The organism is Flavobacterium sp. UBA7682, from assembly GCF_002482945.1.
In the GTDB taxonomy this organism is placed as follows: domain Bacteria; phylum Bacteroidota; class Bacteroidia; order Flavobacteriales; family Flavobacteriaceae; genus Flavobacterium.
This window is the reverse complement of sequence record NZ_DLGY01000019.1, coordinates 33,581-47,063: the sequence shown is the minus strand read 5'-3', so window position 1 is coordinate 47,063 and position 13,483 is coordinate 33,581. Positions and strand designations below refer to the sequence as shown.

The following is a 13,483-nucleotide window of genomic DNA, read 5'->3' as shown; positions in this document are numbered from 1 at the left end:
TGCACATCTCGCTAGTTATTCCTAATTTTAAGAATTGAATGAACATGTTATGATTGAAATTGATTTAGAAGAAGAAAAAAAAGCTATTGCCCGAGAATACAAAGAACTACTTCGCATAAGTTACCAAACGCTTACCGATTCAGATAAAAAATTGATTCGGAAAGCCTTTGATGTAGCGGTTGACGCTCACAAAGACCAACGCCGTAAATCTGGTGAAGCCTATATCTTCCATCCTATTGGCGTGGCCAAAATTGTCGCTTCCGAAATTGGTTTAGGCGCTACCAGTATCGCCGCAGCATTAATGCATGATGTAGTGGAAGACACTAATATTACAGTTGAGGATATTGAAAAAATGTTCAATCCTAAGATTGCGCATTTGGTAGAAGGCCTGACTAAAATCTCCCAAGTCAAAAAAGACATGAACATCTCCATGCAAGCGGAAAACTTCCGTAAAATGCTATTGACTTTAAATGACGATGTTCGGGTGATCTTAATCAAAATCGCCGACCGCTTGCACAACATGCAAACTATGGATTCGATGCCCGATTATAAACAGGTGAAAATCGCTTCTGAGACTCTATACATTTATGCACCACTCGCCCATCGTTTGGGATTGTACAACATCAAAACCAAGTTAGAAGACTTAGGTTTAAAATACACTGAGCCTGATGTTTTTGCCGATATCGTCAGCAAAATAAAAGAAACCAAAGAAGAACAAGACGAATATATCTCTACGATTTCTAATGTTTTAAAAAAATCATTAGATGATGAAGGTGTGGAATACACCATGAAAGGACGACCAAAATCCATCTACTCCATTCGCCGAAAAATGGCGGCACAAAACGTCACCTTTGATGAAGTATATGACAAGTTTGCACTCCGAATTATCTACAAATCCAACTTACATGACGAAAAATTCCTGGCTTGGAAAATCTATTCGATAGTCACCGATCATTATCGTCCGAGTCCGAGTCGTTTGCGCGATTGGATTTCATCACCAAAATCAACCGGTTACGAAGCTTTGCACATCACGGTTATGGGACCAAAAGGCCGTTGGGTAGAAATTCAGGTGCGAAGCGAACGCATGGATGAAATTGCTGAAAAAGGATATGCTGCGCATTACAAATACAAACAAGGCGCCACGGAAGAAAGCGGTTTAGACACTTGGCTAAATCTTTTGAAAGAAGCTTTGGAAAGTTCCGAAACCAATGCGGTCGACTTTGTAGAAGATTTCAAAATGAACTTGTATGCTAAAGAAATCTTTGTGTTTACCCCAAAAGGAGAAATTAAATCTTTACCCAAAGGCGCCACTTCCTTAGATTTTGCCTTCAGTATTCACTCTGAAATCGGGATTAGAACCCGTGGAACCCGTGTCAATGGGAAATTAGTACCGTTAAATCACGAGTTAAAAAGTGGTGACCAAATAGAAGTCATCACGTCTGTTCATCAAAAACCTACCATTAACTGGTTAGACTATGTAACGACTTCTCGAGCTAAAAATAAAATCAGAAACGTTCTTAACGAAAATACCAAGAAAATTGCCGAAGATGGAAAAGAATTATTGACTCGAAAAATGAAACACTTAAAGATCACTTTAAGTGAAACTGTAGTCAATGAATTGGTGAATTTCTTCAATCTCAAAACCAGTTTAGACTTGTTTTATCGTGTTGGAATAGGCTCTATTGAAAACCAACAACTGAAAGATTTCGCAGCCCAAAAAAGCAATACTTTAATGAATTTCTTCAAGAGCAAAATGAAGCGTTCACCAAGCTCAAGACCTGATGAAATCAATAAGCAAGAATTGAGCAAGAATTTTGACATGCTGGTTTTTGGTTCGGAACAAGACAAATTAGACTATAAACTGTCTTCTTGTTGTAACCCAATTCCGGGCGACGAAGTATTCGGTTTTATCACCATCAATGAAGGCATCAAAGTACATAAAAAAGATTGTCCGAACGCAATAACACTGCAATCGAACTATGCTTACCGCATCATGCAAGCCAAATGGATTGACTCTACGCAACAAGAATTCAAAGCCATTTTGAAAATTACCGGCATGGACAGTTTGGGCTTAACCAATGAATTGACCAAAGTAATTTCAAACAACATGCACGTCAACATTCAAAGTATTTCCCTTAGTGGTGAAGCCGGAATTTTTAACGGACAAGTAGCGGTAATTGTACAGAACAATAGCATTTTAAAGAAACTAATCGACAATATCAAAAAGATAGACGGCGTAGATAAAGTAACCCGAGTTTATACCAATTAGCCATGAGAAAAATCATCTTGTTCTTGTTTCTAATTGCGTTCACCACGGTATTTTCACAAGACAAATTCAAGTTCAAGTCAATGGATTATGGCATTGGAACCTATAAAATCAGCAATCGAAATTCCGTTTTTGTTTTAAATGCTTCATTAGACGTAACGACTTCTTATCAATCAAACCTATTCACCTTGTCCAACGCAATTGGATTTGGATTTGGACAAAATGAAGATTCCAACACCGATTTAGAAGGGTATTACGAAGTTGATTTGCTTTACGGTAGAGAATTCAAACTTGCGAACAAATTTTATTTGGAAACCCATACAGGTGTAGGATTCATAAGCCAAAACAACACAACCATTAGTGATGAAAAACAATCATGGGCCATTCCTGTAAAAGCAAAATTCTTGTATTATACCGGCAAAAGGTTTGCTATTGGTTTGAATCCAAATGTCAGCTTTAATAAAGTAAACTCCATTTACAGTTTAAATTTTCTTTTACACCTAAACTTTTAGACTTTAAACTTTTAAACTTTTAAACTAAAAACTATCTTTGTCCCATGACATTAATTGCTACCGATAATATCAAAAATCAAGAGACCGTAAAAAACGTTTTTACGCTTTACTTGGAGAACAAAGGACATCGCAAAACCCCTGAGCGTTACGCTATTCTACAGGAAATTTACGATAGTGAAGAGCATTTTGACATCGAGAATTTGTATATCAAAATGAAAAACAAAAACTACCGTGTGTCTCGTGCCACTTTATACAATACTATCGAGCTTTTATTAGATTGTGGTTTGGTTCGCAAGCACCAATTTGGGCAAAACCAAGCGCATTACGAGAAGTCCTATTTCGACAAGCAACACGATCATATTATCATGACCGATACCGGTGAAGTGATTGAGTTCTGCGACCCAAGAATACAAACCATCAAAAAAACCATCGAAGAAATATTCGGCATCGAGATTCACAACCATTCGTTGTATTTCTACGCGAATAAGAAAGAATAAAGAATCACTAAATCGTGAAGACGTAGCCATGCTGCGTCTTTATTTTTTATAATAAATACAAACTACAAACACACAACACAATGACCGTAGATTTACTACTCGGATTACAATGGGGAGACGAAGGAAAAGGAAAAATAGTTGACGTTCTTACTTCAAAATATGACATCATCGCAAGATTTCAAGGCGGACCCAACGCCGGACACACTTTAGAATTTGACGGAATCAAACACGTCTTGAGAACCATTCCTTCCGGAATTTTTCACAGCAACAATATCAATATCATTGGAAACGGTGTCGTGATTGACCCGGTAGTTTTCAAAAGTGAAATCGATGGCTTGGCAAAGTTCAACCTCGATTTAAAATCAAAACTCATCATTTCGCGCAAAGCGCATTTAATATTACCAACACACCGTTTGCTTGATGCGGCTTCTGAAGCGGCAAAAGGCAAAGCGAAAATCGGCTCGACCTTAAAAGGAATTGGCCCAACGTATATGGACAAAACCGGTCGTAATGGCTTGCGTGTTGGCGACATCGAATTGGCTGATTTCAAAGAAAGATACCGCGCTTTGGCCGACAAACATGAAGCCATGATTGCGTTCTATGACGTAAACATTCAATACAATTTGCCTGAGTTAGAGAAAGAATTCTTTGAAGCGGTGGCCGATTTACAAAAACTGAATTTCATTGACAGCGAAGAATATTTGGCACAAGCCCAAAAAGCAGGTAAATCTATTCTTTGTGAAGGCGCTCAAGGTTCGTTACTCGATGTTGATTTCGGGACGTATCCTTTTGTAACTTCTTCTAATACTACCGCTGCCGGTGCTTGTACCGGTTTAGGCATTGCGCCTAACAAAATCAAAGAAGTGTACGGCATTTTCAAAGCGTATACCACTCGTGTAGGTTCAGGACCATTTCCTACGGAGGATTTTGGCGATGCCGGCGATGTGATGGCAAAAGTGGGTAACGAATTTGGCTCGGTAACCGGAAGAAAAAGACGTTGCGGCTGGTTGGATTTAGTGGCGTTGAAATATGCTATCCAAATCAACGGTGTCACCCAATTGATGATGATGAAAGGCGATGTACTTTCGGGCTTTGATACTTTGAAAGTAGCTACAGCTTACAACTATAAAGACGAAGTGATACACCATTTGCCTTATAATATCGAAGAAGAAAACGTAACGCCAATTTATACCGAATTCAAAGGTTGGCAAGCCGATTTAACCGGAATGACGACTTACGATGCGTTACCAAAAGAACTCAAAGACTACATCGAATTCATAGAACGCGAAGTCGAAGTGCCGATAAAAATTGTTTCTGTGGGTCCGGATAGGAAGCAGACGATAACGAGATAAATTAGAAACCCTTTCAGTGATGAGAGGGTTTTGTTTTTTTACACTATTTGCAGTACTTTTTTGTATGTAAGCTGAAGCGATTGTATGGTTAGCATGCTTATTGATTTGTTAGTTGTAATGATTCCAATAGTATATCAATAGAAACGCATAATCAAAACAGTATAGCTAAAACTTATAATAAACATATACATGTATCAACATAAAGTATTGTTACAGATTCAATATATAGAAGTTAATATACTAATTTTGCATTGTTGAAATATGAAAAGACACATATTAAACAATATATGAAAAAGATTTTTAAAATACAGAAAACCAAGAAAGTGAAACCTGTTGTTAATCGCCCGATTAATGATATTGATGTATCTGTAAAAATAATTCATACTGGACGTATTTTGACAGTTGACGATGTTAATAAAAATAGGTCAAGTAAATATTCTTATCTAGTATTTGATTTTTCATAGGTGGTTGCTTATGAATTTACAGACAATGGCTCTAGAATCGATTCAGATGGAGTTAGGATTGATGTGTTTGCGTTTCACGCTACATTAATAAATCAAAGATATATAGTCGAAGTTCTTCATATGGAACATGATATCTATATTATTCAATTTTTCTTGAAAAATCATAGACTTTCTGGAAACAGATTTAATATGCTTCTCAATGCTCATAATAAAACTCATGTGTTTTATGTTCTAAATACAATTGTTAACATTGTCAAAACAATCATTAAAAGGAATAACCAAGCTTCTTTTGGATTTATGGGTGCACCAATCCGAAGAGAAAGTAATAGAAAATACAATTCGAAAAATATAAATCCTGACGGCACAATTAAAAACACTAAACGTTTTAGTAGTTATTCTCTATACGTCAAAAGGTATTTTCCTCCTACATTATTTACACACATCGATTACGAAGATACTAGTTGTTATCTTTTGAAAAATAATAAAAATATAAATCTAACAAAAGAAGTATCGGACAATTATTTAAACGAGATAATCTCTGCTAAATATAATTGAAGTAGAACGGACTACGACTTACAGGCGTGTGTTACAATAGCTCCATAATCTTTCCTATAATATTATAACAAACCCTTTCAGAGATGAGAGGGTTTTGTTTTTTAATAACACCTAAACTGCTTTGCACTCCTTTTTTGTATATTCGCTGAAATGATGGTTGGATTATCGTACTTATTCGTTAGCATTCCAACATTTTAACAACCTCTGTAAATTCAAAATTGAAATGAAGAAAAGCCTATTAATTATTATATCGATTTTATCGTTAAGCTGTAGCGATGATAATACAAATAATCTAGGAAATACCGACATGAATTTAGTTACCGGAATTAACCTAAGGCAAACCGCGGAAGATATTCCGTTTGAATTTGGAAATCCGAATATTTTAGTCAATAATAAGTTTGTAGCTTATCCTAATCCCGTAAATGATGTGGTTAACATTGCAGCCCAAGAAAATATAACAGATATCTGGTTGGTGCGTGGAACTCCGAAAAAAATATATCAAAATATAAACTTCAGCAGTATATTAAACAACAATTTATACCCCGAAACTTCAATTATCACCAATTCTGATTTCGCTCTTAACGGACAATCTTCAGAGATTATTAGTTTAAATATTAGTACTCTTGAAAAGGGTTATTATAAGGTCTTTGTTAAGATTGGAGGTCAAATTTATTGGGATAATTTATACAAATATGAAGAAGGAGCGACTAACGAAGAGCAATTTAATGCCCTATTTAATTTTTGGGATTAACCATAATAAATTGTAGTCCCGAAGCACCGAAGACCTTATAGGTAAAGTTTAAAAAAGCTATGAAAGGAACAAAATTGAATGAAACGGAATCAACTCTTGGTCTTTTCGATTTCAAAGAGAAATTAAAAAGTTCAACTAAATTTGGACATCCAAAATTAAGATTAAGCCCATTAGCAGCGTTTACCATATTTGGACAATCCTCAAAAACGTTTTACGGACTATTTGATGACAAAGCTTTTTCCTTAACTACAAATTCTCTAGCTTTTCTAACTCCATTTATATTAAGAGGCAATTATAACAATGTTAATGGAAAAATTAAAGTTAAATATATAATTGAACCAAGATATAAATATCAAAATATTTGGTCGATTCTGCTAGTTGTTTTTCCTTTTGTATTTTTTAATTTCACATTCTTTTCAAATAAAAACGCCTTAAAAATAGAATATATATTTATTTATAATTCATTTTTAATCTTTATGGTCTGTTTTGCGATTTGGAATATGTCTACGGCTAAGAGAAAATTAGAAAAAGACTTTATCGAGATCTTTAAAATACGATAAGAAAAAACACAGTCTATAACAGCAGTTTGCTAAGACTGTAGCTCGTCTTTTTAGAAAACCCCCGATACCGTAAATCTAAAATCCACACTTTCCCCAAAACCCTCAAAAAACCAACTTTCCAGCATTTCCAAGCCTTCCCAGCCGGATAACGAGCTTCGGACTCCCGCAAACGAGCTTCGGACTCACACCCGAATGCTTCGGACTTACGCCACCAAGCTTCGGACAATCATTTCTTTAGTTCGGACACTCAAAACCACTTAACGGACAACTTCCGATGAATTTCGGACAAACACTAACCTGCTTCGGAGCCTGAAAAATGGGCTACTGAGCGGTAATTGTCTGATTTTTAGCATTTATTTAACTTTTTTGTAGTATTTGTTGGCATCTTTCTTGGTTGCCCCTAAAACATTATTAATCAATAAACCCATTTTTTATGAAAAAGCAGGAAGTAATTCGATTGTATAATTTTTCGGATGCCACATTGGTCACGAAAGGTTTAGAAAAAGCAGCTTATATGCTGAGAGACAAAACAGAGTTTGAATCCTTCGGGATTACCATACCGCTCATTGAAGCACTACAAGAAAAGCTGACTACCTTTGCCACGAGAATCACCGACATTGAAGCCCTAGGCGATCAAACACAAGTAACCCTTAACAAAGATGCGAAAGCCGAAGAAATCCGAACCGCCATTAGAGCTGTAATGGCTAGAGCAGAATTAAAGTTGGGTGTCGGTAGTCCAAAGTACAAAAAGTTTGGAACGGAAGAATTATCCAAACAAACCGATGCTGAGCTAAACATCACCGCCAAAAGAGTAGTACGAGTTGCAACAGAGTTCTTAGACGAACTGTCTGATACCGGGCTCACTACATCACAGTTGGATAACATAACTGATCTTGATAATGAATTTACGACTCTTTTGATTGATTTAAAAATAGAAATCGCTGTCCGCGATATTGAACAAGAAGACCGTGTAGAAGCCGGTAATGCCGTTTACGATACCTTAGTAAAGTATGCAGCCATAGGTCGAAACATTTGGGAAACCAATGATGTCGCCAAGTTTAATGATTATGTGTTATACAACACCATCAGCGGAGAAGAGGAAGAAACCACTCCGGCCGCTTAAAGGAACAAACCCATTAGTTCATTTTAAAACCCCTTTCCCACTGAGAGGGGTTTTTCTTTTATTACTCGCTTAATTTAATTGTAATCTTTTTATAAATTAGCCATTAAAAAAATCCCTGTTGACAATGGAAAACCACAGAATATTCAAAACGACCTTTGCCAGTGTCTATCCGCATTATATTAACAAAGTAGAGAAAAAAGGCCGTACCAAAACTGAACTGGACACCATTATTTGTTGGCTAACCGGTTATACTCAAGAAGCTTTACAGCATCAAATTGACAACAAAAAAGACTTTGAAACTTTTTTCGCAGAAGCACCACAACTAAACGAACATGTTTCAAAAATTACCGGCGTCATTTGTGGTTATCGCGTGGAAGATATCGAAAACCCGCTCATGCAAAAGATTCGCTATTTAGACAAACTGGTTGATGAATTGGCGAAAGGAAAAAAAATGGAAAAGATTTTAAGAAGTTAGATATAGTATAAAAAGAAACCCCTTTCATCCGAAGTACCGAGAGAAAGGGGTTTTTTAATATCAATCAAATGGGTTTATAACTTAAAAATAAACGATTCACTTGGTTTCACTTTTAGTTTCATGGTTCCGACGCCATTAACCACATTCAAGACTGCGCTGCTTCCATACAATTGGTCTTTTACGGTATAACTTCCGTCGAGTAAATTCCATTTTGAGATAACGTCTTTTGGCAGTTTTAAGTCGAATTCACTTGTTGTTACCCAAGAGAAATTGGCTACCACAATTAATTTTTCATGGTTAGTAAAACGTACATAAGAATACAATCCCGGATCGTAGTTTGCAGTTTCCTTGCGGTTAACCTCCTGAATAGACTGGAATTTACCCACCATGGCTTCGCTGTTTAAAGTGAAGTTCAACAAACGGGAATAAAAATCACGCAACTCTTTTTCTTTAGGAGTCAATTGTCCGCCATCAAACTTACCGCCGTTCATCCAACGTTGGTGGCTGGGAACACCTACATAATCAAAGATTGAAGTACGGGAACGCGTACCAAAACCACCGTTTTCATGGCCGGCCTCGCCTACTTCTTGTCCGAAATAAACCATCGTTGGCGATGAACTAATCGTGGCTGAAACTACCATTAGGGGTTTCCCTTTTTCCGGCGTTCCGGCAAATTCAGGACTGGCTAATCTTTGCTCATCATGATTGTCTAAGAAATGTAGCATGTGGTGTTCAATATCACCCATGCTTTCTTGTATTTCGGTAAGCGGATCAGGTAAAGCATTCCCTTGAATCACCGCTTTTAAATGGTCGTAAGTTTCTACTTTGTCGTAGAGATAATCCATTTTACCCAACTTAATATAATTTCTATATTCCTTTGGATTGTATACTTCAGCCATTAAGAAAGCATTTGGATTTTTCATTTTGATAGCGGAGTTCATATAGCTCCAAAATTCAACCGGAACCATTTCGGCCATATCATAACGGAAACCATCAACACCTTTGGCTATCCAATATAACGCGATATCACGGAATTTCTTCCACGAACTCGGCACATCTTTTCCTTGCCAAAATTCATAATGTGTTTTGTAATCTTTGGTTTCAAATCCGGCAGGCAACTCCGGAAAATCTTTTGAACCATCCGGTCTGATGCCATAATTTACTTTTACTGTTTCATACCAATCGTTGATATCCGGTTTGGCCAAACGTGAACCATTACCGGTCCATTTCGCCGGAAACTCCTGAAACTTTCCGTCGTTTAAAGGATTCGCTTCACCATTTAAAGGTTTGTAATCCTTAGAGGTTGGCACTTCAAAACGCGTATTTGGAATATAATAAAAATTATTATCACGAGCATATTCTACTGACGTGTTATCATCAGCTCCAAAATCTTTAACCCCTTTCGGGTTGGTCAATCCGGTATAATTACGAGCAATGTGATTCGGAACTATATCAATGATGACTTTTAATTTATTCTTGTGTGTGCGCGAAATCAGGGCTTCAAACTCTTGCAATCTTTTAGCCGGATCAACCGCTAAATCGGGATTTACATTGTAATAATCTTTCACAGCATAAGGCGAACCGGCACGACCTTTTACCACATCGGGATCATCATTGGAAATTCCGTATTTGGTATAATCTCTAATCACGTCATGGTGTGGCACACCGGTGTACCAAATATAAGTTACGCCCAATTTCTTAATTTCCTGTAATGCTTTATCGGTGAAGTCATTGAACTTTCCGACGCCGTTTTCTTCTATCGTTCCCCATGGTTTGTTGGTGGTGTTTTTATTCCCGAATAATCGAGTGAAAACTTGGTAAACAACGGTTTTCTTGGGTTGTTCACCAACCTCAACTTTCTTCATCATAGGTACTTGTGTATTGTTTTGGGCAAAAGCCATACTTCCGGTACAACCTATTGCAATCAGTATTAATAGTTTTGTTTTCATATCATTTTTTCTCGTCCGTTATAGCGACAAGAGTAGACACAAATATAAATAAATCGCCGAATTTTGATAAGTATTACACCATTTCTTTTAGAATATTTAACTGCAAAAACAAATATCCATTTTGCGATAATAACCCAAACTTGGTAAATAATAAACGAAAACCGAGCTATAGGAGTTCACTGATTTTATAGCTAAAACTTCCTCTATATTTGCTTAAGAAATTTAATTACAGTCATTTTGAAAACAATTTTAAAATTAACGATACTCTTCAACTGCATTATTTACAGCTCGATAAGTCATTCACAAAATACTACTATCGATAGTCTGAAAAAAGTGATCCGCATCACTAAAATTGACACTTCGAAAGTGAACATATACAACCAATTGTCATTTGAATTCAAAGAAAGTAATCTAGATTCCGCTTTTTTTTACGCTCAAAAAGCAGTGAATTTATCCGAAAAAATAAAATACAACAATGGTTTGGCCAATGGCTACATTAATCAAGGAAATACTAATATTATTTTGGGGAATTATAAAGAAGCCCGAAACGCTTTTGAAAAAGCCAAAAACACTTTTGAAAAATTACTTAAAGACGATGAGAAAAACAAAAGCATCAAGAATGGTTTAGCCAGAAGTTACGCGAGTTTAGGTGTTATTTTTTCCCAAGAAAGCAATTACTATGCTGCGCTGGAAAATTATCAAAAAGCACTGCATATTTACCAAGAAATTGACCAAGAAAGCAGCGTTTCTAAAGCATACAATAACATTGGCGTAGTTTACAAATCCCAAGGCAATAAGATAAAAGCATTAGAATATTTTGAAAAAGCCTTAAAAATTCAGAAGGAAATTGGGGAACCAACTGTACCGGTTACACTGACCAATATTGGCGTGATTCATTTTGAACAAAACAACTTGACCAAAGCTATTTCCTATTACAATCAAGCTGAAAAAATATTCAAGTATTCCGATAATCTTCGCGGATATGCCTTGTTAAACAATTATTTAGGTGATTATTACAAAAAGCAAAACAATTTAGCCAAAGCGATTGTCTATTACAATCAAGCGTTGACGATGTATGAATCGTTGCAAAATAAATTTGGCGCATCGTTGGCTTTATACAATTTAGGTCAATTATATTATGAGCAAAACCAATATGATGAATCAATGAACTTTGCCACAAAATCATTGGCTTATGCTAAAGAAATAGGCGTTTTAGACCAAATATTTCATTCAGAAAAACTAGTTAGTGAATTGTATGACAAAATGAACAATCCGGCGGAATCATTGGCGCATTACAAAAATTATATTGTGGCTCGCGACAGCATTACCAATTTGGAAAACAATAAAAAGTTTGTTCAAGCAGAAATGGATTTCGAGTATAAAAAACGGGAAGCTCTTTTGGCAGAAGAAAGCAAAAGACAAACACAGTTTCTAATTTTTTCAGCTCTTGGCATCGTCTTTTTAATTGGATTTATCTTCTTAATCTACAATCGTGGTCAAGTTAAAAAACGATTGACATTACAAAAAGAAGTCGCTGAGTACGAACAAAAAGCACTGCATTTGCAAATGAATCCGCATTTTGTTTTCAACTGTTTAGGCTCAATATCAAGTTTTATTGTGCAAAACGGAACTGATTCTGCTTTGAAATATTTATCGAAATTTTCTAAACTAATGCGATTAACATTAGAATATTCAAAAGGCTCACTAATTCCAATTGACAAAGAAATTGAGAGTTTACAGAATTACCTAGAACTTGAGCAACTTCGCTTTCACAATAAGTTTGATTTTGACATTCGTTCTAGTGAAAAAGTAGAATTTAACATGGGATTGCCACCGTTATTAATTCAACCCTTTGTTGAAAATGCTATCTTGCACGGTTTGGTTCCAAAGGAAAACAAAGGAAAAATTGAAGTCGCTTTTGATGTCGAAAATGGTCAACTAATTTGTACGATTACTGATGACGGCATTGGCATTTCTAAATCGAAACAGATGAAAGAAAACTCCATGCAAGCCCACAAATCGATGGCATTGGAGATTACCAAAAAACGCCTGGAAATTATGGAAGCTACCATTTTAAAATCGGCTCAAATAGACATTCGAGAAATAGAAAAAAACAACGAAATCACAGGAACTAAAGTCACTTTGCGATTACCGGTTCAGTATATACAATAGTAAAAGTCATAAAGATTAAATCCTTTTGACATTAAAACAAAAATATGATTACAGCAGTATTAATAGACGATGACAAGCATTTACGCACCGGTTTAAAAGCGCTTTTAGAGCGGTACACCAATGAAATTCATATTATCAGCGAAGCCGAAAGTGTAAAAACCGGAGTAGCACTTTTGGAGAAAATACAACCGCAAGTTATCTTCCTAGATATTCACTTATCTGACGGAACCGGATTTGACATTTTGGAACAATTGGCTAAAACCAAAGGCAAAACCACAGCGCATATTGTATTTATAACTGCTCACGAGCAATATGCAGTGAAAGCATTCAAATTTAGTGCGTTAGATTTTTTACTAAAACCGGTCGATCCGGAAGAATTGCAAAATACTATTGCCAAAATTAAAGAAGCCGTTGGCAAAAGTAACTCGTTTGAACATATCGATTTGTTGTTGGAAAACATTCGTAAGAAAGTGGATAATTTTAAGCGAATTGCCCTTTCTACAAGCGATGGCATTCATTTATTTGAAGTTTCGGATATTATTCGATGTGAAGCCAAAGCCAATTATACTGAGTTTTTTATCAAAAATCATAAGCCAGTCTTGATTTCAAAAACACTCAAAGAATACGAAGAATTATTAACAGAACACGGATTTGAACGCATACATCAATCGCATTTAATAAATCTTTCCTATCTGAAATCCTATATCAAATCGGATGGCGGTTATGTGATTATGGCTGATAATACTAAAATAAGCATTGCGCAAAGCAAAAAAGAACGATTACAAGAATTGATTAAGGCACTTTAAA

At 36.0% G+C, this 13,483-nt stretch carries 12 protein-coding genes; 11 read left to right on the top strand and 1 reads right to left on the bottom strand.

Annotation, left to right across the window (positions count from 1 at the left end; all coding sequences use genetic code 11):
* Window positions 1–49: 49 nt before the first annotated feature.
* From B3C16_RS04455 to B3C16_RS04415, 9 genes are all read left to right on the top strand, one after another.
* Window positions 50–2,269 (top strand): RelA/SpoT family protein, encoded by a 2,220-nt coding sequence (locus B3C16_RS04455; RefSeq protein WP_291129226.1) that lies wholly within the window; start codon window positions 50–52, stop codon window positions 2,267–2,269.
* 2 nt (window positions 2,270–2,271) lie between these two features.
* The gene (locus B3C16_RS04450; RefSeq protein WP_291129224.1) at window positions 2,272–2,778 is read left to right on the top strand and encodes a hypothetical protein; all 507 of its coding nucleotides are present in this window, start codon (window positions 2,272–2,274) and stop codon (window positions 2,776–2,778) included.
* Between the two features lie 44 nt (window positions 2,779–2,822).
* Window positions 2,823–3,275, top strand: a complete 453-nt coding sequence (locus B3C16_RS04445; RefSeq protein WP_121314570.1) for a Fur family transcriptional regulator — start codon at window positions 2,823–2,825, stop codon at window positions 3,273–3,275.
* An 80-nt stretch (window positions 3,276–3,355) separates the two neighbouring features.
* On the top strand, window positions 3,356–4,627 hold the full coding sequence (locus B3C16_RS04440) for an adenylosuccinate synthase (RefSeq protein ID WP_291129222.1): 1,272 nt from the start codon (window positions 3,356–3,358) through the stop codon (window positions 4,625–4,627).
* Between the two features lie 287 nt (window positions 4,628–4,914).
* Window positions 4,915–5,091, top strand: a complete 177-nt coding sequence (locus B3C16_RS04435; protein ID WP_291129221.1) for a hypothetical protein — start codon at window positions 4,915–4,917, stop codon at window positions 5,089–5,091.
* A gap of 778 nt (window positions 5,092–5,869) precedes the next feature.
* Window positions 5,870–6,397, top strand: a complete 528-nt coding sequence (locus B3C16_RS04430) for a hypothetical protein (RefSeq protein ID WP_291129219.1) — start codon at window positions 5,870–5,872, stop codon at window positions 6,395–6,397.
* Between the two features lie 59 nt (window positions 6,398–6,456).
* Window positions 6,457–6,957, top strand: coding sequence for a hypothetical protein (locus B3C16_RS04425; protein ID WP_291129217.1), 501 nt, complete (start codon window positions 6,457–6,459; stop codon window positions 6,955–6,957).
* A 433-nt stretch (window positions 6,958–7,390) separates the two neighbouring features.
* The gene (locus B3C16_RS04420; protein ID WP_291129215.1) at window positions 7,391–8,080 is read left to right on the top strand and encodes a hypothetical protein; all 690 of its coding nucleotides are present in this window, start codon (window positions 7,391–7,393) and stop codon (window positions 8,078–8,080) included.
* A 124-nt stretch (window positions 8,081–8,204) separates the two neighbouring features.
* A complete protein-coding gene (locus B3C16_RS04415) occupies window positions 8,205–8,555 on the top strand; it encodes a DUF2200 domain-containing protein (protein ID WP_291129213.1) in 351 nt (116 codons plus the stop codon).
* 74 nt (window positions 8,556–8,629) lie between these two features.
* On the opposite strand, the gene B3C16_RS04410 is transcribed toward B3C16_RS04415, so the two are convergent.
* Window positions 8,630–10,504: an alpha-amylase family protein gene (locus B3C16_RS04410; RefSeq protein WP_414655252.1), complete on the bottom strand. Its 1,875-nt coding sequence runs from the start codon at window positions 10,502–10,504 to the stop codon at window positions 8,630–8,632.
* 237 nt (window positions 10,505–10,741) lie between these two features.
* Between B3C16_RS04410 and B3C16_RS04405 the strand changes: the two genes are divergently transcribed.
* Together B3C16_RS04405 and B3C16_RS04400 are read left to right on the top strand one after the other, a co-directional pair.
* Entirely contained in the window at window positions 10,742–12,676 is a 1,935-nt protein-coding gene (locus B3C16_RS04405; protein ID WP_291129211.1) for a tetratricopeptide repeat-containing sensor histidine kinase, read from the top strand.
* A gap of 44 nt (window positions 12,677–12,720) precedes the next feature.
* The gene (locus B3C16_RS04400) at window positions 12,721–13,482 is read left to right on the top strand and encodes a LytR/AlgR family response regulator transcription factor (protein WP_291129209.1); all 762 of its coding nucleotides are present in this window, start codon (window positions 12,721–12,723) and stop codon (window positions 13,480–13,482) included.
* The last annotated feature ends 1 nt before the right edge of the window (window position 13,483 follow it).